The organism is Streptosporangium sp. NBC_01810 (assembly GCF_035917355.1).
GTDB lineage: Bacteria > Actinomycetota > Actinomycetes > Streptosporangiales > Streptosporangiaceae > Streptosporangium.
In genome coordinates, this window is the sequence record NZ_CP109070.1 from 5649750 (window position 1) to 5671101 (window position 21352).

General features: G+C 69.4%; 22 protein-coding genes. 7 read left to right on the top strand and 15 right to left on the bottom strand.

Features of this window, described 5'->3' with window-relative positions:
* Positions 1-21 precede the first annotated feature (21 nt).
* Complete coding sequence (locus OIE13_RS36810; RefSeq protein WP_326635999.1) at positions 22-276, bottom strand: DUF3311 domain-containing protein; 255 nt, start codon at positions 274-276, stop codon at positions 22-24.
* 162 nt (positions 277-438) lie between these two features.
* On the opposite strand from OIE13_RS36810, the gene OIE13_RS24955 reads away from it, so the two are divergent.
* The 3 genes from OIE13_RS24955 to OIE13_RS24965 all read left to right on the top strand — a co-directional run bounded on the left by OIE13_RS24955 (position 439) and on the right by OIE13_RS24965 (position 2884).
* Complete coding sequence (locus OIE13_RS24955; RefSeq protein ID WP_326635996.1) at positions 439-1971, top strand: sodium:solute symporter family protein; 1533 nt, start codon at positions 439-441, stop codon at positions 1969-1971.
* Between the two features lie 80 nt (positions 1972-2051).
* A complete protein-coding gene (locus tag OIE13_RS24960) occupies positions 2052-2585 on the top strand; it encodes a SigE family RNA polymerase sigma factor (RefSeq protein WP_326828824.1) in 534 nt (177 codons plus the stop codon).
* Positions 2582-2884 (top strand): hypothetical protein, encoded by a 303-nt coding sequence (locus tag OIE13_RS24965; protein WP_326635992.1) that lies wholly within the window; start codon positions 2582-2584, stop codon positions 2882-2884. Before OIE13_RS24960 ends, OIE13_RS24965 begins: the two co-directional genes overlap by 4 nt.
* A gap of 114 nt (positions 2885-2998) precedes the next feature.
* Here OIE13_RS24965 and purE read toward each other — a convergent pair whose 3' ends face one another.
* A complete protein-coding gene (purE, locus tag OIE13_RS24970) occupies positions 2999-3502 on the bottom strand; it encodes a 5-(carboxyamino)imidazole ribonucleotide mutase (protein WP_326635990.1) in 504 nt (167 codons plus the stop codon).
* Between the two features lie 75 nt (positions 3503-3577).
* On the bottom strand, positions 3578-4735 hold the full coding sequence (locus OIE13_RS24975; protein WP_326635988.1) for a 5-(carboxyamino)imidazole ribonucleotide synthase: 1158 nt from the start codon (positions 4733-4735) through the stop codon (positions 3578-3580).
* A gap of 461 nt (positions 4736-5196) precedes the next feature.
* Here OIE13_RS24975 and OIE13_RS24980 point away from each other — a divergent pair, with 461 nt between their 5' ends.
* A complete protein-coding gene (locus tag OIE13_RS24980) occupies positions 5197-5730 on the top strand; it encodes a GtrA family protein (RefSeq protein ID WP_326635986.1) in 534 nt (177 codons plus the stop codon).
* A gap of 133 nt (positions 5731-5863) precedes the next feature.
* Here the strand turns inward: OIE13_RS24980 and OIE13_RS24985 are convergent, their stop codons facing one another.
* The 9 genes from OIE13_RS24985 to OIE13_RS25025 all read right to left on the bottom strand — a co-directional run bounded on the left by OIE13_RS24985 (position 5864) and on the right by OIE13_RS25025 (position 13138).
* Positions 5864-7141 (bottom strand): ATP-binding protein, encoded by a 1278-nt coding sequence (locus OIE13_RS24985; protein WP_326635984.1) that lies wholly within the window; start codon positions 7139-7141, stop codon positions 5864-5866.
* A gap of 3 nt (positions 7142-7144) precedes the next feature.
* Positions 7145-7813 (bottom strand): response regulator transcription factor, encoded by a 669-nt coding sequence (locus OIE13_RS24990; protein WP_012888073.1) that lies wholly within the window; start codon positions 7811-7813, stop codon positions 7145-7147.
* Positions 7814-8064: 251 nt separating this feature from the next.
* The gene (bfr, locus tag OIE13_RS24995; RefSeq protein ID WP_326635967.1) at positions 8065-8547 is read right to left on the bottom strand and encodes a bacterioferritin; all 483 of its coding nucleotides are present in this window, start codon (positions 8545-8547) and stop codon (positions 8065-8067) included.
* A gap of 15 nt (positions 8548-8562) precedes the next feature.
* The gene (locus tag OIE13_RS25000) at positions 8563-8766 is read right to left on the bottom strand and encodes a (2Fe-2S)-binding protein (RefSeq protein ID WP_326635965.1); all 204 of its coding nucleotides are present in this window, start codon (positions 8764-8766) and stop codon (positions 8563-8565) included.
* Positions 8767-8937: 171 nt separating this feature from the next.
* Positions 8938-9555 carry an MBL fold metallo-hydrolase gene (locus OIE13_RS25005; protein WP_326635964.1) on the bottom strand — a complete coding sequence of 206 codons (618 nt, stop codon included), beginning with the start codon at positions 9553-9555 and terminating at the stop codon, positions 8938-8940.
* Positions 9552-10637 carry an S-(hydroxymethyl)mycothiol dehydrogenase gene (locus OIE13_RS25010; RefSeq protein ID WP_326635963.1) on the bottom strand — a complete coding sequence of 362 codons (1086 nt, stop codon included), beginning with the start codon at positions 10635-10637 and terminating at the stop codon, positions 9552-9554. Before OIE13_RS25010 ends, OIE13_RS25005 begins: the two co-directional genes overlap by 4 nt.
* An 83-nt stretch (positions 10638-10720) precedes the next feature.
* Positions 10721-11725 carry an adenylate/guanylate cyclase domain-containing protein gene (locus tag OIE13_RS25015; RefSeq protein ID WP_326635961.1) on the bottom strand — a complete coding sequence of 335 codons (1005 nt, stop codon included), beginning with the start codon at positions 11723-11725 and terminating at the stop codon, positions 10721-10723.
* Positions 11726-11761: 36 nt separating this feature from the next.
* Entirely contained in the window at positions 11762-12280 is a 519-nt protein-coding gene (locus OIE13_RS25020; protein WP_326635959.1) for a PH domain-containing protein, read from the bottom strand.
* Positions 12281-12313: 33 nt separating this feature from the next.
* Entirely contained in the window at positions 12314-13138 is an 825-nt protein-coding gene (locus OIE13_RS25025) for a biotin--[acetyl-CoA-carboxylase] ligase (RefSeq protein WP_326635958.1), read from the bottom strand.
* A 152-nt stretch (positions 13139-13290) separates the two neighbouring features.
* On the opposite strand from OIE13_RS25025, the gene fdhD reads away from it, so the two are divergent.
* Positions 13291-14178, top strand: coding sequence for a formate dehydrogenase accessory sulfurtransferase FdhD (gene fdhD, locus OIE13_RS25030; RefSeq protein ID WP_326635957.1), 888 nt, complete (start codon positions 13291-13293; stop codon positions 14176-14178).
* A 77-nt stretch (positions 14179-14255) separates the two neighbouring features.
* On the opposite strand, the gene OIE13_RS25035 is transcribed toward fdhD, so the two are convergent.
* The 3 genes from OIE13_RS25035 to OIE13_RS25045 form a co-directional block, all read right to left on the bottom strand.
* The gene (locus tag OIE13_RS25035) at positions 14256-16892 is read right to left on the bottom strand and encodes a phosphoenolpyruvate carboxylase (protein WP_326635955.1); all 2637 of its coding nucleotides are present in this window, start codon (positions 16890-16892) and stop codon (positions 14256-14258) included.
* A gap of 65 nt (positions 16893-16957) precedes the next feature.
* The gene (locus OIE13_RS25040; protein ID WP_326635954.1) at positions 16958-18589 is read right to left on the bottom strand and encodes a hypothetical protein; all 1632 of its coding nucleotides are present in this window, start codon (positions 18587-18589) and stop codon (positions 16958-16960) included.
* A complete protein-coding gene (locus tag OIE13_RS25045) occupies positions 18565-19347 on the bottom strand; it encodes an ABC transporter ATP-binding protein (RefSeq protein ID WP_442811738.1) in 783 nt (260 codons plus the stop codon). The genes OIE13_RS25040 and OIE13_RS25045 overlap by 25 nt, the downstream gene beginning before the upstream one ends.
* Before the next feature lie 107 nt (positions 19348-19454).
* Between OIE13_RS25045 and OIE13_RS25050 the strand changes: the two genes are divergently transcribed.
* Both OIE13_RS25050 and OIE13_RS36815 read left to right on the top strand, forming a co-directional pair.
* On the top strand, positions 19455-21059 hold the full coding sequence (locus tag OIE13_RS25050) for an acyl-CoA carboxylase subunit beta (protein WP_326635949.1): 1605 nt from the start codon (positions 19455-19457) through the stop codon (positions 21057-21059).
* A complete protein-coding gene (locus tag OIE13_RS36815; protein WP_442811505.1) occupies positions 21056-21262 on the top strand; it encodes an acyl-CoA carboxylase subunit epsilon in 207 nt (68 codons plus the stop codon). Before OIE13_RS25050 ends, OIE13_RS36815 begins: the two co-directional genes overlap by 4 nt.
* The last annotated feature ends 90 nt before the right edge of the window (positions 21263-21352 follow it).

Sequence of the window (21352 nt, forward strand, 5' to 3'; positions counted from 1 at the left end):
AACGGAGTGACGTGGTCGGTACTACCGGCGATGCCGGTCGCAGGTGGGATGACGATCGCGAGGCGGGCGATCCGCGCCACGTCTCAGGACGTAGGCGATGGCCATGAACACCACGCTCCCCGGCACCCAGATGAGCTGGTACCAGAAAAAGAATTTCATCCCGGCCAGCTGCGGCGCGTCATGGGAATACCAGGGCACCCATAGGAGTGCCACGATGGGCAGGGCCAGACAGATACCGGCCGCGAAACGTCGCGCCCGCCGTGTCGGCTTCACCATCGTCGTCCTCCGGAATGTTCCCGCGTTCTTGTTGCAAGGGTTGTCGACAGGTCCGGTCTGGTTTACACAGATTTCGGGGAGGTTTCGTGTCAACCGATTGTGCGGACTACGCAACCTAGGGGTACTGCCCGGCGTAGTGGACGGTGGCCGATGATCGATCCGATGAGTACGGCGACGTTCCTCGTCGTGCTCGGCAGCACCTCTCTGCTCGCGGTCGCCGCGCGCTGGTTCCGGCCTGCTCCCGAACTGCCCACCCTGGAGGACTGGGCGCTGGCGCACCGCCAGTTCGGCACCCCGACGACGTGGTTCCTGCTCGGCGGGACGATATACACGGCCTACACATTCGCCGCCGTACCGGGCCTGGTGTACGGCACGGGTGCGCTCGGGTTCTTCGCCCTGCAGTACACCGTGATCATGTGCCCGCTGGCGTTCGTGCTGCTGCCCCGGCTCTGGTCGGTGGCACGCCGGCACGGGTACATCACCCCCGCCGACTTCGTCCGGGGACACTACGGCTCCCCCACCCTCGCCCTGGTCGTCGCGGCGACCGGTGTGCTGGCGACCATGCCCTACATCGCGCTGCAGCTGGTGGGCATCCGTTCGATCCTGGCCGCCGTCGGCCTGTATCCGAGGGGGGTGCTCGGCGACCTCGCGCTGGTCGCCGTGTTCGCGGTCCTCGCCGTGTCGACCTACCGGCACGGGCTGCGCGCGCCGGCGATCATCTCGCTGATGAAGGGCGCGGCCGTCTTCTGCTCGATCCTGGCCGTCTCCTTCCTCGTCCTCGACCGGTTCGGCGGGCCCGGGCCGATGTTCGACAGCGCGGAGCGCGCGCTGTCCGGCGGGGAGACGACCCAGGCCACGTTGACGCTCGATCCGAGCCAGTTCCCCGTTTACGCCACCCTGGCTCTCGGCTCGGCCCTCGCCCTGCTGATGTACCCCCACGTGCTGACGGCCGCCTTCGCCGCGTCCGGCCCGGACACGCTGCGCCGCGCGGTGGTGGCGCTGCCCCTGTGGACGGCGGTGCTCGGGCTGTTCGCCATGCTCGGCGTCGCGGCGCTCGCGGCGGGCATCCAGGCCCCGTCCACCGGCGCGGAGACCGCCGTCCCCCTGCTCGTCAAGGACCTGATGCCCGCCGCCCTCACCGGTCTGGTCTTCGGCGCTCTCGTCGTGGGCGCGCTCGTACCGGCGGCGGTCATGTCGATCGCGGTGGCGACCTCGTTCGTCCGCAACATCTACGTCGAGTACTTCCATCCGACCGCCACGCCCAAGCACCAGACACGGATCGCCCAGATGGTCTCGCTCAGCACCAAGGTCGGGGCGGTCGTCTTCGTGTTCGGACTGCGCAACCAGGACGCCATCAATCTTCAGCTGCTGGGCGGCGTCTGGATCCTGCAGACCTTCCCCGCCGTGGCCCTCGGGGTGTTCACCCGCCGCCTGCATCCCCGAGCATTACTGGTCGGGTGGATGAGCGGCATGGCCGCGGGCACCCTCCTGGTGGTACACAGCGGATTCTCCTCGTTGGTGCCCTTGGGCGTGGGCGGCCAAGAGGTGCAGGCATACGCCGCGGTGGTCGCCATGACACTGAATCTCGCCGTCGTCGTGACGCTGACCCCGCTCTTCAACCGAGTGGGCAGATCACACGTTCCGAAACCGAGCTCTCCGGTCCCCATCCCCCCCGAAGCGGAGACGATCATATGACCGGAATCCGGCCACATGCACCATTAACGACGTTCGTCGAATCCGGCTCCGTATCGGTTGACATGCCGCCCCCGGCACGGATGGACGGGCCGTCCGCCGAGGGACCGCAGGCACCCGGCTCGCCGGACACGGGACGTGAGGCCGCCCTGACCCAGCTGTTCGAGACGCACTACACCGGTCTGCTCCGGCTGGCCGTGTTGCTCGGCGCCGACGACGCGGAGGACATCGTCGCCGAGGCGTTCTGTCAGCTGCACCGCCGCTGGAACCGGCTGCGCTCGGCCGAGGCCGCCCTGCCGTACCTGCGCTCGGTGGTCTGCAACCTGACCCGCATGAGACTTCGCCACCTGCAGGTCATCCGCAAGCACACGGATTGGACCACGGGCCTGGAACGGTCGGCTGAGAGCGTCGCCCTGCTCCACGACGATCAGAAGGCGCTCACCGAGGCCCTGCAGCGGCTCTCGACTCGGCAGCGAGAGGCCCTTGTCCTACGCTACTGGCTCGGTCTACGCGAAAGTGACATAGCCGAGGCCATGAGCATCTCCTGCGGTGCGGTCAAGGCGCACACCAGCCGGGGCATGGCCACTCTCACCAAGATCATGCAGGAGCGACGATGACGACCGGCCCCGCCAGCACCGAGGATCAGTTGCGTGAGGTTCTCGACAAACTCGCCAACGGCGTCCAGCCGGCCCCGGACGCCTACCGCCGGGTCCAGGGCGAATGGCGGCGGCGCGAGCGCAGACGCCGGATCATCCTGGCCATCCTCGTGGTGCTCGTCCTCACGATCGCCGACATCGTGGGGCTGTGGGCACTGAACCAGTACCAGGACCAGTCGCGCATCGCCCCCGGGGAGCCGGTCCCGGCCAGGTCGCACGCACCGCCTGCCGTCGACCTGCGATACCTCCCGGTGGGGTGATCGAGGCCAGGCCCGCACAGTCCCACGCTGCCCGAATCCGCGCGGGCAGAGCCTGATGTCCGGCACCGGGGTGCCCTCCACCACGTCTCAAGCTATCGGGCAAAGATCGCGATATCAGGCACCTAGCTGGGCGGCCTCGGCGCGGAGTCTGGCGCCCTTGGCGTGGGCCTGATCTTTAAGGGCGAGCTGGAACGCCTCCATTTTCGTCCGCAGTTCCTCGTCGGCGGTGGCGAGGATCCGTACGGCCAGCAGTCCCGCGTTGCGGGCGCCGCCGACGGCGACCGTCGCGACCGGGACCCCGGCGGGCATCTGGACTATCGAGAGCAGGGAGTCCATGCCGTCGAGGTACTTCAGCGGGACCGGGACACCGATCACCGGCAGGGGGGTCACCGAGGCGAGCATGCCCGGCAGGTGGGCGGCTCCCCCGGCGCCCGCGATGATCACCTTCAGCCCGCGCCCGGCTGCCTGCGCGCCGTAGGCGATCATCTCCTCGGGCATTCGGTGCGCGGAGACCACGTCGGCCTCGAACTCCACCCCGAACTCGGCCAGCGCCTCGGCGGCGAGTCTCATCACCGGCCAGTCGGAGTCGCTGCCCATGACGATGCCAACGGTGGTCATCTTCTCTCCCTGCCTCGCGGCCAGAAGGCCGCACGCGTTCTTGGTGGTGCCGTGGCCCGCCGCCGGTACGGTGGCTCAGGTGTATCTTCCCTCGGTGAGGTAGACGGCGGCGTGCCGGGCGCGCGCGCGGACCTCCTCCAGGTCGGTGCCGAGCGCGGTGACGTGGCCGATCTTGCGCCCCGGCCGCACTTCCTTGCCGTAGAAGTGAATCTTGATCCCCGGGTCGTGGGCCATCACGTGCTCGTACCGGGAGAAGATGTCGGAGTCGTCGCCACCCAGGAGGTTGGCCATCACCACAACGGGGGCGGCCGGCGCGGGCGAGCCGAGCGGGAGGTCGAGGACCGCGCGCAGGTGCTGCTCGTACTGGGAGGTGCGGGCCCCCTCGATCGTCCAGTGACCGCTGTTGTGCGGGCGCATGGCCAGCTCGTTGACCACCAGGCCCGAGGAGGTGGCGAACATCTCCACGGCCAGCAGCCCGGTCACGCCCAGTTCCTTGGCGATGTTCAGGGCGATCCGCTGGGCCACCGCGGCCTGCTCGGGATCGAGGCCGGGGGCGGGGGCGAGGACCTCGACGCAGATGCCGTCACGCTGGACGGTCTCCACCACCGGGTAGCTGACGCCCTGGCCGTGCGGCGACCTGGCGACCAGCACGGCGAGTTCCCGCTCGAACGGCACGAACCCCTCGGCCATCAGCGGCACCCCGGAGGCCAGGGGTTCGGCCGCATCGCCCGCGGAGCGGCAGATCCAGACGCCGCGCCCGTCGTACCCACCCCTGATCGCCTTGAGCACGACCGGCCAGCCGTTCTCCGCGGCGAACTCCTCGACGTCGGCGGCCGTCCCGACCCGCCGCCAGGGCGGGCACGGGGCGCCGATCTCGGTCAGCCGCTCGCGCATCACCGCCTTGTCCTGGGCGTGTACGAGCGCGTCGGCGCCGGGGTGCACGGCGAAGCCGTCCTCGACCAGGGCACGGATGTGCTCGGTGGGCACGTGCTCGTGATCGAAGGTGATCGCGTCGCACCCCTTGGCGAGGTCACGCAGGTCCGCCAGGGACCGGTAGTCGCCCAGGCGCACGTCGGCGATCACGCGGGCGGCGCTCTCGTCCGAGGAGTTGGCCAGGACCCGAAGCTCGACGCCGAGGGCGATGGCCGCCTGCTGGGTCATCCGGGCCAGCTGGCCCGCTCCGATCACGCCGACGACGGGTCCGATGGGACTGGCCAAGGAAGGGCTGCTCACGGGGGTTGAGTTTACCGTCACGCGATACGGGGACGGCCGCCGGATGACAGGAGGAGGGACCGGGAGCGGCTGGTGAGGGTTCCGCCTCGGGGACGGTGCCCCGCATGTCTCTCTGCGCGCCGCAACCGGTCATCGTCGACAGACCGAGGATCAGAGCGAGGAGTCGGCGGCGCAAGGGTTGATCCCCGGGGTAGTGGCCGACGCGTACGGCAGTCCGTCAGGACCGATCACGATTTTCCAGAAGCTTTCCGTGATCTACCGGATTAGCGTAACCTCGGACGCGCCGATTTAGTCGACGTTATGCGATATTTATTGAAATAGCGCCTGATAGCGGCTATGTGGACCACCGGAGCCACGTCGCGCGAATCGCGGCCGGGCACCGGTAACCTGGCTCGACAGTGTTCGAGGGCCTCCTCCGTGGCGGATCAGTGGCCGACCCCCGAAAGGACCGTGCAGGAAACGTGGAGTTTCTCCGACACGCCTACCGGCGGCTCGCCGAGCTGGCGCGAGAGCTGGCCAAGTTCGGCACGATCGGGGCGGTCGCCTTCGTGATCGACGCGGGCGGCACCAACCTGCTCCGGTTCGGCCTCGACTGGGGACCGCTCACCTCCAAGGTCATCGCCACGATCATCGCGGCCACCTTCGCCTACCTCGGCAACCGCTACTGGACGTTCAGGCACCGGGAGCAGAGCGGTCTGGCCCGCGAATACTTCCTGTTCTTCGTGCTCAACGCCATCGGCCTGCTGATCTCAGTGCTGGTGATCGGCTTCGTGACCTACACCCTGGACCTGCAGGACGCGCTGAGCTACAACATCGCCATGCTCACCGGCACCGCCCTCGGGACCCTGTTCAGATTCTGGTCGTACAAGAAGTGGGTCTTCCTGCCCGGTGCCGACGCGGACCTGCCGATGGCGTCGAAGAGCCAGGTCAACGGCCACGTGTACCTGCTGAACAAGAGCACGGAGGAGAACTCGCCACCGCCCCTGCCTCGCTAGGACCCGGAGGAGAATCTCGCCGCCGCCCCTGCCTCACCAGGACAGCCGCCCCTGCCTCACCAGGACACGGGAGAATCTCGCCGCCGCCTCTGCCCCGCCAGGACACGGCCCCGCCGGCACCGCGAGAGCACACTCAGGCAGGCCCCCGGACGACACGGTTCCTGCCCGTCTCGCCCACCTGGCGCAGGAAGAACGCGAACGCCGCGGGACGCGGCCGTACGAGCTCCAGGCGCCCTCCGTCGGCGGCGGCCAGCGCTCTCGCGAGGGGCAGGCCGAGACCCGTACCGCCGGCCCCGCTCACGTTGCGCTCGAAGACCCTCGGGGCGAGGTCGTCGGGTATACCCCTGCCCTGGTCCGCCACCTCGATCACGACGGACCTCTCCTTGGCGCTGGTGGTCACGATCACCGTGCCGCCGCCGTGCTCCAGCGAGTTCTCCAGCAGGGTGGAGATCACCTGGCTGATACCGCCGGCGGTGCCCAGCGCCTGGAGCTCACGCGTACCGGCCAGCCTCAGCTGCCGCCCGGCCCTGCGGAACGCCGGGCCCCACTCGATGAACTGCTGGTCGAGCAGTGCGTCGAGCCTGACGCTCTCGGCCTGCGCCTGACGCTGTCGCCTGGCGGTGGCCAGCAACTCGTCGATCACCGCGGTGAGCCGCTCGGCCTGCACGATGGCGGCCTCGCCCTCCTCCTTGACGATCCCCGGCTCGTCCGCGGCGGCGACGATCTCCTCAAGCCTCATGGTCAGACCGGTGAGCGGGGTGCGGAGCTGGTGGGAGGCGTCGGTCGCGAACTCCCGTTCCCTCGCCAGGAGGTCGGAGATGCGGGTCGCGCTACGGTCGAGCACCTCGGCCACCCGATCGAGCTCCTGGATGCCGTAGCGGTGCTTGCTCGGCCTCGCGTCACCGGAACCGAGCCGCTCAGCGATCATCGCAAGGTCGCTGAGCGGTAACGTCAGGCGGCGCGACTGCACGATGGCAAGCCCGACCGCGACCGCGAGAGCAGCCGCGGCGAGCCCCAGGATGAGAAAGAGCCATGCGTGGATCTCACGCTCCACCCCCGTCCTGTCCCGGCTGACCGCGACGTACACGCCGTTCTCCGACTGTGCGTCCGCGGTCATCTTCTGGCTCTCGGGGGGCTCGGTGCCCACCGTTATCACCTGGGGAGGTGTCCCCTTCGCGTAGATCTGAATGTAGAGATGGGAATACTTACGTTCCAGTTGCTGCTCGTCAATGGGCTGGTCCTGGATCCGGGCGTACTCGACCTCCCCCAGCAGGCTCTTGGCATGGGAGGCGAGCTGCTGGGTCGCCTCCTCCTCGATGAGCCTGTTGACCGCCACGGCGAGGGGGATGCCAAGCAGCAACACCCCGATGACCGCGACAAGGAGGGTTGAGGAGAGCAGGCGTCGGCGCATTTCCTACTCGCGCTCGAACCTGAAGCCGACCCCTCGAACCGTTGTGATGTATCGGGGCTTGGCGGCGTCGTCACCGAGTTTCCGGCGTAGCCACGATATGTGCATGTCCAGGGTCTTGGTCGAACCCCACCAGTTGGTGTCCCACACCTCGCGCATGATCTGCTCGCGAGTGACCACCTTTCCGGCGTCGCGGACCAGGACCCTCAGCAGGTCGAACTCCTTGGTGGTCAGATGCAGTTCCTTGTCGCCCATCCACGCCCGACGGGAGTCGGCGTCGATGCGCACGCCCTGGACCACGGGCGTCTCGGACGTGCCGCGCCGCAGCAGGGCGCGGACACGCGCCAGCAGCTCGGCGAGGCGGAACGGTTTGGTGACGTAGTCGTCGGCCCCGGCGTCGAGGCCCACCACGGTGTCGACCTCGTCGACACGGGCGGTGAGGATCAACACGGGAGTTCCGTGGCCTTCGGCGCGGATGCGCCTGGCCACCTCCAGGCCGTCCATCTCGGGCAGGCCCAGGTCGAGAACAATCAGGTCGATGCCACCCGACAGAGCCCGCTCCAGAGCCTGCGGGCCGTCAGGGCTCACCTCTACTTGATAACCCTCGCGGCGCAGAGCTCGCGCCAGTGGCTCGGAAATCGAGGTGTCATCCTCGGCGAGTAGTACACAGGTCATGTTGCGATCGTAGGACCTTAGAGGATCGTTTCCCGGGTACAGCGCGCGGTTTGACTCGTCGTTGACCTATCCATTGACCTGGGCAAACACTGATAAATCCCGGATAGTCATCCCGCAACGGCCGAGGGTTCCGGAGTAGGTCTCCCGCCTTGGAAGTCCCTCGAAAGCACAGGAGCCCCAAAGGATTGACCGGCAAAGCAGAACACGCCCTACCAGAGGGGATCTGGTGGGCGTGTTCTTCTTAATTCACCTCAAGACGCCGAGGGCGGCTCGGCGTAGCGGGCGAGGTAGAGCTGCTCCCCGAGACTGTCCATGAGACCCAGCTCGGTCTCCAGGTAGTCGATGTGGTGCTCCTCGTCCTCAAGGATCTCCTCGAAGATGCGGGCCGAGGTGACGTCGCCCTTCTCGCGCATCAGGATGATGGCCGGCCTCAGGCGGGTGACCACCTCAAGCTCGATGTCCAGGTCGGCGCGGAGCTGCTCCGCGACGGTCTGGCCGATATGCAGGATGCCCAGCTTCTGGTAGTTGGGCAGTCCTTCGAGGAAGAGAATTCGGTCGGTGAGCTTCTCCGCGTGTCGCATCTCGTCCATGGACTCTTCGCGGGTGTACTTCGCCAGCCTGGTGTATCCCCAGTTCTCCTGCATCTTGGCGTGCAGGAAGTACTGGTTGATCGCGGTCAGTTCCGCGGTCAGCTGCTCGTTGAGCAGCTCGATGATTTTCTTGTCGCCCTGCATGGCGGGCTCCTCGTGCTATGCGGTCGGCATCAAGTCTTCAGACCGCTTCAGGATCGCACAGATCTTGCGCACGCAAGAAGCACAGTCGCCACCGGCACCCGTAGCGTCGCGAATCTGGCGCGCGCTCTTCGCCCCTGCCGAGATGCAGTCGTGCACCTCGTTCTCGGTGACCGCGCGGCAGACGCATACATACACGGGGGTGCGACCTTTCAGCAGCATAGCATAGGTTAGGCACACCTAAAGTACCTCATTTGGTTAGGCTTGCCTATGTGAAGTACGGCACACAGCCCCAACCTCATCGTCATCGCTACGAAGCACCCATTTCACACGGCTCCGAACACGCGAACGCGCCCCGGCGCGGGCCGGGGCGCGTCGCGGCGGACGTGCCGGTCAGTGTCCCCTGGCCAGCCACTCCTCCAGGTGCCCTGCCTCCTCGCCGATGGAGGTGGAGTCGCCGTGGCCGGTGTACACCGTCGTCTCCGGCGGCAGGGTCAGCAATCTCCCCTTGATCGACTCGATGATCGTGTCGAAGGAGGAGAAGGACCTTCCCGTCGCGCCGGGACCGCCGTGGAAGAGGGTGTCGCCGCTGAAGAGGGCGCCGATCTCCGCCCCGTACAGGCAGACCGCGCCCGGAGCGTGACCCGGCGTATGCAGCACGGTCAGATCGACGCCTCCGGCCGAGATCATCTGACCGTCCTTCAGCGGGGTGTACGGCAGGTCGGCGTAGACCATCTCCCACAGCACCCGGTCTGCCGGGTGGAGCAGGATCGGCGCGCCCACCCGCGCGGCGAGGTCTGCCGCCGCGTCGATGTGGTCGTTGTGCGCGTGGGTGCAGACGATGGCCTTCACCTCTCGGTCACCGACCCGCTCGGCGATCGCGGCAGCGTCGTGCGCGGCGTCGATGATGACCACCTCGCTGTCCGAGCCGACGATCCAGACGTTGTTGTCGACGTCCCACGTCCCGCCGTCCAGCGAGAAGGTGCCGGAGGTGACCACCTTGTCGATCACAGGATCACCACCGAGCGCAGCACCTCACCGCGGTGCATCTTCGTGAAGGCCTCCTCGACGTCGCCGAGGCCGATCGTCTCGGAGACGAAGCGGTCGAGGTCGAGCCGCCCCTGCAGGTAGAGGTCGATGAGCATGGGGAAGTCGCGGCTGGGCAGGCAGTCGCCGTACCAGGAGGACTTCAGCGCGCCGCCGCGGCCGAAGACGTCGAGCAGCGGCAGCTCCAGCGTCATCTCCGGGGTGGGCACCCCGACCAGGACCACGGTCCCGGCCAGGTCACGGGCGTAGAAGGCCTGCTTGTAGGTCTCCGGGCGACCAACCGCCTCGATGACCACGTCCGCGCCGTTGCCTCCGGTGAGCTCCCTGACCGTCTCGACCACGTCCGAAGTGCGGGAGTTGACCGTGTGGGTGGCGCCGAACTCCTTGGCCCAGCCGAGCTTGCGGTCGTCCACGTCCACCGCGATGATCTTCGAGGCGCCCGCCAGCCTGGCGCCGAGGATGGCCGCGTCGCCGACGCCGCCGCACCCGATGACCGCCACGCTGTCGCCGCGGGTCACGCCGCCGGTGTTGATGGCGGCGCCCAGGCCCGCCATCACGCCACAGCCGAGCAGCCCGGCCACCTGCGCCGGCGCCGACGGGTCGACCTTGGTGCACTGCCCGGCCGCGACCAGGGTCTTCTCGATGAAGGCGCCGACGCCCAGGGCGGGGCTGAGCGGTGTGCCGTCCTCCAGGGTCATCTTCTGGGTGGCGTTGTGCGTGTTGAAGCAGTACCAGGGACGGCCGCGCCGGCAGGCCCGGCAGTTACCGCAGACGGCCCGCCAGTTCAGGATCACGAAGTCACCGGGCGCCACCTCCGTGACCCCCTCACCGACGGCCTCGACCACTCCGGCGGCCTCGTGGCCGAGCAGGAACGGGAAGTCGTCGTTGATGCCGCCCTCGCGGTAGTGCAGGTCCGTGTGACAGACACCACAGGCCTGTACCGTCACCACGGCCTCGCCCGGCCCCGGATCGGGCACGATGACGGTCTCCAGCGAGACGGGCTCGCCCTTGCCACGCGCGACCACGCCTTGGACGGTGTACGGCATGTCCTGCACCTCATCTGTTGTGAAACTCTCCGAGCCCCCAGGGCTCGGCTTACTGGTTGAACGGCCTTGGAGAGGCCCCCGCCTCAATCATTACCAGCCCGGCGCAGCACGTACGGCTGCACCACCCCCAGACCGCGGGCCGGCCGCCGCCGGATGCGGCCGACCTCGACGCCCGGCGCGCCCTCCAGCGCCTCGGCCAGCTCGCTGTCGACGACGATGGTGCCGGGGCGGGCGATGGCCGTAAGCCTGGCCGCCAGGTTGACCGTGGTCCCGAAGACGTCGCCCATGATCGGCAGCACCGGGCCGTACGCCAGCCCGATCCGCACGTCGGGCCCGTACCGGCGGATGGCGCTGACCAGGTCCAGGGCGATCAGGGCGGCGGCCCGCGGGTCGGCCGCCGTGAAGAGCACCTCGTCGCCGAGCGTCTTGACCAGCCGTCCCCCGTGCCCGGCGACCACGTCGGAGGCTCGCGTCTCGAAGCCCTCGACGAGCTCGGCCAGGCCCCGCTCGTCCAGCTCACGGGAGACCCGGGTGAAGGAGACCAGGTCGGCGAAGCCCACCGTGAGGGTGAGCCGGGTCGGCACGATCTCGTCGGTGATGTCGGCGATCGTCAGCAGGCGGGTTCCCGCGGCCGCGAGCTGGGCGCGCCAGACGTGGATCAGGACCCGTTCGAAGCCGGGGAGCAGCCGGCGCGAGGTCTCCATGACCCCCGCCAGATCCTCGTCCGTGGGCCGGCGGCCGGGGTCGAGCAGGGCGCTGACTATGATCTCGGCCTGCCAATGCGCGAGCCTGGCCGTTGTCTGGCCGAGTGCCCTGGCCATCTTGATGACGGTCCGGTCGTCCAGCAGACCGCTCTCCATCATCGTCCGGACCTGTTCGAGCGCCGCCACGTCCGCGTCGGTGAAGGCCACGGCGTCGTCGGAAAGCGTGGCGAACCCCAGTGCACGCCAGATCCGCTCGGTGAGCTCCTGCGGGAGCCGGGCGAGGCTCGCCACCTGGATCCGGGTGTAGCGGGGAGAGGTGCCGACGAACAGGTGCTCGATCTGTTCGGCCGTGGGGCGTCCGGTGAAGACTTCCTCTCCGCCCACGCCTTCCCCCTGGCCCAGAGGGTCATGCCCCACCGGTCACCGCCCGCCGTGTTCCGAGGGCTCCCCGTCGATCGCGTCGTCGAGCGCGCGGAACACCTCAGCCCGCACCTCCTGGATCCGCGGGATGTCCCGCAGCGTGATCCGGCCGTGGTCGCCCGCCGACTCGACGACGAGCGTGCCGCAGCCGAGCATCCTCTCCATGAGGGTCTGGTCGGCGCTGACCGTGTTGACCTTGGCCATCGGGATGTCGTCTATGGACTTGTTCAGCACCCCCGTACTGATGGTGAACCGGTGCGTGGTGAGCACGTACGAGGTGTTCTTCCACCTGAGGTACGGCACGAACGACCAGACGGTCAGCAGACCGACGGCGAGCACGGCCACCGCGATACGCGCGTAGGAGTCGTAGGCGAAGGCGGGCATGAAGAAAATGGCGGCACCGGACCCCGCGATGATCAGGATCATCGCGAGGAACGGGCCGATCAGGCGCTTCCAGTGCGGGTGGAACGACCGGATTCGCCGCTCCCCCTCCGTCATGTGGTGATCGGGTAGACCCATGTGGCAAATCGTGACACGCCTTCGTGCCCCACGTCATGAGCTGTGCGGACGAACATGCACGACGTCTCCCGCGCTGAGCGCGTGCTGCTGTCCCTTGGAGCTGACCAGCAGGTGGCCGGCGCCGTCGATACCGGTGGCCGTGCCGGTGAGCACCCGCTCGCCGGGCAGCTCCACCCGGACCTCCTGTCCGACCGTGGCGCTGATCGCGAGGTAGGCGGCCCGCAGGCCACACGCCTCGGCGTCGCCGTCCGCCTCCGACCACTCCCGGTAGTGGAGCTCGATCTCCCGAAGCGCCGCCCGCAGGATCGGGTCGCGGTCGACGCAGGCGGCCTTCTCGATGGCCAGGGAGGTGGCGGTCTCCACCGGCAGCTCCTCGGCTCGCACGCTCACGTTGAGCCCGACGCCCACGATCACCGCGTTGTCGATCCGCTCGGCGAGCACCCCGGCGAGCTTGCGCCCGCCGACCAGCAGGTCGTTGGGCCACTTGAGCCGGACGTCGACCTCCGCGACCTTCCGCACGGCCGACGCGACCGCGAGGGCGACGAGCAGGGACAGCCAGCTCTGCCTGGCCGGGGGCGGGTCGGGACGCAGGAGCACGGAGAAGGTCAGGCCGGAGCGCGGCGGCACGCTCCAGACCCTGCCGAGCCTGCCACGCCCGGCGAACTGGGCCTCTGCGACGACGACGGCTCCCTGCCGCGCACCGTCGCGGACGGCCTGCGCGAGATCGGCGTTGGTCGATCCGGTCCTGGCGACGACGGCGATGTCGGACCAGAGGCCACCGGGACGGACCAGCGCACGGGTGAGCGCCGCCTGTGAGAGCGGCGGGCGGTCGAGATCAGTGAAGGGCGAGTCGAGCACTTAGCCATCTTGCCTCCCTTAACGACCCCCTGTTACCGAATTAGGGCAATGACCAGGGAATACTATTAACGAAGTCTGGGTGCGCAGGCGAAGCCCGGCTTTCCAACCGGGGAGGAAACCGTTTGGAATGTGGCGAAAAGGAAGATACCCGCATGAGCAGACACCTTGCCCCGCGAGACGGTACCGAGGTGGAGGCCGTGCACAGACCCGGGCCCACCACGCGGGCGCGGATCGGGCAGATGCGCTCGGGGACGCTCCACGAGCGCAGGGACGACCTGGCCACCGAGGAGCCACTGGAGATCCGGATCCAGGCGGGCGAGGAGCGCCGCACCGTCGCGATCACCATGCGCACCCCGGGGCACGACTTCGAACTGGCCGCCGGATTCCTGTACGGCGAGGGCGTCGTGGCCCCCGCCGACGTGGCCTCCATCGCCTACTGCACGGACGACGACGTCTCCCCCGAGGCTCGCTACAACACGGTGACCGTGCGGCTGCGCGGCGGCACCCTGCCTGATCTGCCCTCGCTCGACCGGCATTTCATGACGTCGAGCGCGTGCGGCGTCTGCGGCACCGCCAGCCTCGACGCCCTGCGTGGCCGCTGCTCGCCGCTGCCCGCCGCCGATGACCTGCTGCGCGTCTCCCCCGAGGTCCTGTACGGCCTTCCTGACCGGCTGAGGCGCGCTCAGGGGGTCTTCGGCAAGACCGGGGGGCTGCACGCGGCCGGGCTGTTCACCGCCGGGGGCGAGCCGCTCGCGGTCCGTGAGGACGTGGGGCGGCACAACGCGGTGGACAAGCTGATCGGCTGGGCCATGATGACCGGGAGGCTGCCGCTGGGCGGGCACCTGCTCATGGTCAGCGGGCGGACCAGCTACGAGATCATGCAGAAGGCCCTCACCGCGGGCCTGCCGGTCGTCTGCGCGGTCTCCGCGCCCTCCTCCCTGGCCGTCGACCTGGCCGGTGAGTTCGGGATGACGCTGGTCGGCTTCCTGCGCGAGGAGCGCTTCAACGTCTACGCGGGGGCGCACCGCATCGGCCCGTGAACACCGCACCCACCGGCCCCTGTGTGCCGGGGACCGGCGGGTGGCGGGTGGCGGGTGGCGGGTGGCGGTGCGGCGGATCAGCCCGTGTTCTGCAGACCGGCGGCGACCCCGTTGACCGAGAGCAGCAGCAGCGTGGACAGGCGCTCGCGCTCCTCCTCCGACAGCCCCTCGTCCGCGCGGAGCGTGGACAGGGCGCGGAGCTGCAGGTGGGAGAGCGCGTCGACGTACGGGTCGCGGAGCTGCACCGCGCGGGACAGGACCTTGCGGTCCTCCAGCAGGCGGGTGTGGCCGGTGATCTCCAGGACCAGACGGCGGGTCAGGTCGTACTCGGCCAGGACCTGCTCGACGAAGTCGTCCCTGGCGCCGAGCGCGAGGTAGCGGGCGGCGATGTCGCGGTCGGTCTTGGCCAGCGACATCTCCACGTTGTCCAGCAGCGAGGCGAACAGCGGCCACTCCCGGTAGGCGGCGCGCAGCTCACCCAGGCCCGCCTCGGAGATGACCGCCTCCAGGCCGCTGCCCAGGCCGTACCAGCCGGGCAGGTTGACCCTGGTCTGTGCCCAGGCGAACACCCACGGGATGGCCCGCAGGTCGTCCAGGGACCGGGGCGCGCCGAGGCCGCGCCGGGCCGGGCGGGAGCCCAGGCGGAGCGAGCCGATCTCCTCCAGCGGGCTGACCAGGGAGAACCACTCGGGGAAGCCGGGGGCCTCGGTCAGCAGCCGGTACGCCTTCTCCGAGGCGGAGGCCACCTGCTCGGCCACCCCGCGGAAGCGTCCCGCGGCCTCGGCCGTGCGCGCCTCGATGGACGGGGTGGAGGCGAGCAGCACCGCGGAGGTGACCTGCTCCATGTGACGGCGGGCGATGGCGTCGTGGCCGTAGCGGGCGAAGATGACCTCGCCCTGCTCGGTGACCTTGAACCTGCCTCCCACCGAACCCGGGGCCTGCGCGAGCACCGCCCGGTTGGCGGGACCGCCGCCCCGGCCCAGGGCGCCGCCCCGGCCGTGGAAGAGCGTCAGCGGCACATCGTGCTCGGCCGACCAGGCGGCCAGCGCCTCCTGGGCCTCGTAGAGCTTCAGTGTCGCCGCGGCCGGGCCGAGCTCCTTGGCGGAGTCGGAGTAGCCGAGCATGACCTCCAGGCGCCGGTCCTCGGCCAGCCTGGCCTGGACCTGTGGGATCTGGAGCATCCCCGACAGCACGGTGGGGGCGGCCGCCAGGTCGGCTCCGGACTCGAACAGCGGGACCACGTCGAGCCGTGGCGCCCGCTCGCCCAGCGCGTGCGCGGCCAGCGCGTGGACGGCGGCGATGTCGTCGGCCGAGCGGGTGAAGGAGACGACGTAGCGGGAGCAGGCACCCACCCCGAACCGCTCCTGGATCCAGGCGATCGTGCGGATCGTGGCCAGGACCTCCTCGGTCCGCTCTGAGGTTCGCCCGGCGGCGATCTCCTCCAGCGCGGCGGCGTGGACCTGCGAGTGCTGCCGGACCTCCAGCTCGGCCAGGTGGAAGCCGAACGTCTCCGCCTGCCAGATGAGGTGCTGCAGCTCCCCGTACGCCTGCCGCTTCGCCCCGGCCGCGACCAGCGAGTCCTGGGCGATCCGCAGGTCCTCCAAGAGCTGCTCGGGCGAGCGGTAGGCCAGGTCGAGGCCGCGCTGCCTGGTGGCCGCGATGCGGGCGGCGACGAACATCAGCCACTGCCGGTGCGGCTCCTGCGGGGAGCGGGTGGCCAGCTCCGAGACCAGGTCGGGGTGGCCGTTCACCGCGGCGGACAGCTTGGCCCGCAGCTCGGGCGAGGCGGGGGCGTAGCCGGCGGCGAGGGTCAGGGAGCGGCCGATCCGGCCGGCGGCGTTCTCCAGGGCGAACAGCACGTGCTCGGACTGGATGAGCACGGCGTCCCTGGTCACCTTGGCCGTGACGTTCGGGTTGCCGTCGCGGTCGCCGCCGATCCAGCTGCCGTACCTGACGAAGGCGCGGGCCCGGGGCTTCTCGGTGCCGCCGCCCCCGCCGAGCGCGGCGTCCAGGGCGCGGTAGACCTGCGGGACCACCCGGAAGAGGGTCTCGTCGAAGGCCGCCATGGCCGTGCGGACCTCGTCTCGCGGGTCCAGCTTGGTGGATCTGAGCTGGGCGGTTCGCCAGAGCAGGTCGATCTCCTCCAGCAGCCGCCGGCGGGTCTCCGCCCGCTCGGCGGCACCCCGCTCGGGGCTGTTGTACGTGGCGAGCCGGCCGCTGATGCGCTGGATCGCGGTGACCACGGCGCGCCTGCGGGCCTCGGTGGGGTGCGCGGTCAGCACCGGGTGCAGGCGCAGGCCCTCGACCAGGTCGGCGACCCTCTCGCCGCCGAGCTCCTGGACCGCCTGGGCCAGGGACTCCGGCAGCGGCTCCTCGCCGGTGTCGCGGACCCTGAGCGTGCGGATTCTGAAGTGCTCCTCGGCCAGGTTCGCCAGGTGGAAGTAGCACGTGAACGCACGGGCGATCTGTACCGCGCGCTCGACGGGCCACTCGGCCACCATCGCGGTGATCTCGTCGACCGACACCTGCCTGCGGCGGGCACCGATGACCGCCTTACGCAGCCGTTCGACGTCGGCGAGCAGGTCGTCGCCACCATGCTCGGCGATGACCTGCCCCAGAAGCTCACCGAGCAGTCGCACGTCCGCACGCAGCTCGTCGGGCATCTCGGTGACAGCGGAGGAGCGCTCTACCTGATGAGACACGGTGGCTGGCATGTTCGTCAGCGTACCCAGTCCGTTTTCTCCGGCGGAGACCGGTCTCACCCATTGGACTAGACCATTCAGGTGGCCCTGGAGGTCGCCTGCAGCAGCTCTGGATACCTGGCGAAAGCAGCTTTACCTGCGATTCTTCGGCCGCCCCAGGAGACCAGCACTCCGTACGGCACCGCCAGCGCGGCGACCCAGGTGAGGCCGAGCAGCATCGGCAGGACGATCGGCAGCGCGAGCAGGCCGGTGCCGATCAGCGCGCCGAACGACGCCACGAAGGCGATACCGCCCTGCCCCGGGGCGGCGCCGGTGAAGGCGTTCAGACGCTCGGGCACGCTGTAGGGCAGCTGCACGCTGGTCAGCGCGCCCACCCCGAGCCCGACCCCGAGGACGCCCCAGGCGGTCAGCGTGGCCGGGACCGCCCAGACGACGTCTCCGGCCCGCAGGGCCGCGACCGTGGCGAGCGCGATCAGCAGCGGGAGCGCGATCGTCGCCACGGCCAGGTGCCGCCCCGCCATGTCCGTGCGCCAGTCGCGGTCGGTGCCGTAGGCGACGGCGTTCATCCACAGGGAGCGGCCGTCGATGCCGAAGGCGTTGCACCACTGCATGCCGATCAGCGCGGCGCCGATGCAGGCCGGAACGACCGCCAGGGCGACCCCGGTCGGGCCGCCGCCGTCCTGGTTCAGCGAGAAGGACATGATGCCGGCCACCGCGACGGCGGCGAACCAGCCGACCCTGCCGCGCGGGTCTCGGCGGGCGTACCTGAGCTCCTTGCCCGCGACCGCGGCGAGCGGGCCGTCGGGCAGGACGGAGGCCAGCAGGCCCCGGGAGTTGCGCACCGAGGAGCTCTGGGTGGAGGCGTCAGGGGAGACCAGGGCGCGGCGCAGCGCCGCGATCCACAGCCATCCCACCCCGGTGACCAGGGCGGCGAGCACGACGATCGCCAGGAGGGCCGCCGCGCCTCCTGTCGCGACGGCGTGCGCCGCCATGCCTGACGGGGTCCAGCGCAGCACCGAGGCGACGCCGGCCAGCATCGCCGCCGGGTCGGCCGACAGGCCACCGTTGAGCAGCAGGTTGGGCAGCTGGGCCGCCAGCACAACGAAGATCACCGAGACGGCCAGCACGTCGCGGCCCCTGCGGGTGCGCAGCACGCCCGACAGCGCCGTGGTGACCAACCGGGAGAGAACGACACAGAGCGCGAAGTGGAGCAGCACCGCCACCGTCCCCAGGAGCACTCCGCCGACCCCGCCTGCCAGCCCGGCCACGGCCCCGATCATGACGACCAGCGTGGCGACCGGCCAGACGCCGGTGACCGAGGCGGCGAACATGCCGGTGGCGAGCCGGCCGGTCCGCAGCGGGAAGAGCGCCAGCCGCGACGGGTCGAGCGTGTCGTCCAGCCCGAACGCGAGCAGCGGCACGACCGCCCAGCCCACCAGGAAGGCGGCGAACAGCACGGTGACGACGTCACCCGCGACGTCGGGGGGCATGAAACGCAGCGTGCTCATGGCGAGGAAGCCCAGGGCGGCGAAGACGATCGCGGCGATCACCGTGAAGACGAACCCCAGCAGGTGCTGGACGCTGCCGCGCAGGTTGCCGGCGACGAGCCGGAGCTTGAGCCGTACGAACACCGAGGGCCCCACCCGCACCGCCCCGGTCACGGCGTTCTCCCGGTTCACCGCGCTCATGCCGGGGTCGTGCCCAGCCACGACAGGCCCTCCTGCCCACTCGCGCCGTCACCACGGACGCCGACCAGCCCCAGGAACGCCTCGTTGAGGCTGCGGCCCGCCCTGATCTCGTCCAGCGGCCCCTGGGCGACGATCCGCCCGCCGTCCATCACCGAGACCCAGTCGCACAGGCGTTCCACGAGATCCATGACGTGGCTGGAGAAGACCACGGTCGAGCCGGAGGCGGTGTAGCGCCTGAGCACCTCGACGAGCGTGTTGGCGCTTACCGGGTCGACGCCCTCGAACGGCTCGTCGAGAAAGAGCACACCGGGGTTGTGCAGCAGCGCGGCCGCCAGGCCGATCTTCTTACGCATGCCCGTCGAGTAGTCGACGACGAGCTTGTCCGCCGACTCGGTCAGGCCCATGACCTTCAGCAGCCCTTCCGCCCGCTGCTCCACCTCAGCCCTGGGGATGCCGCGGAGCTGGCCGTTGTAGGACAGCAGTTCCCTGCCCGACAGCCGCTCGAACAGGCGCAGCCCCTCGGGGAGCACACCGATGCGGCTCTTGACCGCGACCTGGTCGCGCCAGACGTCGAGGCCGCCGATGTGGATCGAGCCTCCGTCGGGACGCAGCAGGCCGGTGACCATGCTGAGCGTTGTGGTCTTCCCCGCCCCGTTGGGACCGACCAGCCCGGCGAAGCTGCCGCCGGGCACCACGAGGTCGACGCCTCCCACGGCCACCTGCTGCCCGAACCTCTTGAACAGCCCCTGCGTTCTCACCGCCTCGATGGCGTCCGGCATGCTCCCCCCTTCCAGGATCACGACTCCGGCGATCAGCCGGCTCACCCGGGAAACGAACGGTCGCCCCCGATAGTTCGCACTGTCAGAGGGCGGTTTACCCTGCTGGCATGAGCGAGCCCCTGAGCGCCGAAACCACGGCCGCCGCACCCGACGTCCGTACGACGGCCGGCAGACTGGCCGACCTGGAACGCCGTCTGGACGAGGCCACCCACGCCGGTTCCGCACGCGCCATCGAGAAACAGCACGCGAAGGGCAAGATGACCGCCAGGGAGCGGGTCCTCGCCTTCCTCGACGAGGACAGCTTCGTGGAGTTCGACGAACTCGCCAGGCACCGCTCCACGAGCTTCGGCATGGAGCGTGCGCGTCCGTACGGCGACGGGGTCGTGACCGGGCACGGCACCGTCGACGGCCGCCCCGTGGCGGTGTTCTCCCAGGACTTCACGGTCTTCGGCGGCTCCCTGGGCGAGGTCTTCGGAGAGAAGATCGTCAAGGTCATGGACCACGCGCTGAAGACCGGCTGCCCGATGATCGGCATCAACGACTCCGGCGGCGCGCGCATCCAGGAGGGCGTCGTCTCGCTGGGCCTGTACGCCGAGATCTTCAAGCGGAACGTCCACTCCTCCGGGGTGATCCCGCAGATCTCGCTGATCATGGGCCCGTGCGCGGGCGGTGCCGTCTACTCACCGGCCCTCACCGACTTCGTGCTGATGGTGTCGGAGAAGTCGCACATGTTCATCACCGGCCCCGACGTGATCAGGACCGTCACCGGCGAGGAGGTGACGTTCGAGGAGCTCGGCGGCGCACACACGCACAACTCCCGCTCGGGTGTCGCCCACTACGAGGCCTCCGACGAGGCCGACTGCCTGGAGTTCGCCAGGGCGCTGCTCTCCTACCTGCCGTCCAACAACATGGACGAGACCCCGGTGTTCGACGCCGAGGTGGTGCTGGAGACCACCGACTCCGACCGCGAACTCGACACGCTGATCCCCGACTCGGCGAACCAGCCCTACGACATGCACTCGGTTCTCGAACACATCTTGGACGACGGTGAATTCCTGGAGGTACACGCGCAATTCGCGCCCAACATCCTGGTGGGTTTCGGCCGGGTCGAAGGGCGCTCCGTGGGAATCGTCGCCAACCAGCCGATGAGTTTCGCCGGCACGCTGGACATCGCGGCCTCGGAGAAGGCCGCGAGATTCGTACGTACCTGCGATGCCTTTAACATTCCGGTGCTGACATTCGTCGATGTCCCTGGATTCCTTCCCGGCACCGACCAGGAATGGAACGGGATCATCCGTCGCGGCGCCAAACTGCTCTACGCCTACGCCGAGGCGACGGTGCCGCTGGTCACGGTCATCACACGCAAGGCGTACGGTGGAGCGTACGACGTCATGGGTTCCAAGCACCTGGGCGCCGACATCAACCTGGCCTGGCCGACCGCGCAGATCGCGGTGATGGGGGCGCAGGGCGCGGTCAACGTCCTCTATCGGCGCGAGCTCGCCTCGGCCGATGATCCGGACGCCCAGCGGGCCCGGTTCGTCACCGAATATGAGGACACGCTCGCCAACCCGTATCTCGCGGCCGAACGTGGGTATGTGGATGCGGTGATTCGCCCTTCCGCCACCCGGGTTCAGATCGTCAAGGCGCTCAGGGCCCTGCGCAACAAGCGCGCGACCCTGCCCCCGAAGAAGCATGGGAACATCCCGCTGTGAGACACCTGAAGATCATCAAAGGGGACGCGACACCCGAGGAGATCGCCGCGGTGGTGATCGCCCTCTCCGTCCATGCCGCGGCTGCGACTTCGGGCCATAAAGTCCCACAAACGCCGAAATCATGGAGCAATCACTCACATCGCATGCGAAAACATCTGCCTACCGGACAAGGCGCGTGGAGATCGAGCGCACTGCCGAGATAGATCCTCAGAACGGGGTGTCAACTTGCACGAGAGTTGGGACCATCTAAGAAATGGGCGCATATAGTCAGCCGATCAGCTAGTTCCGAGGCC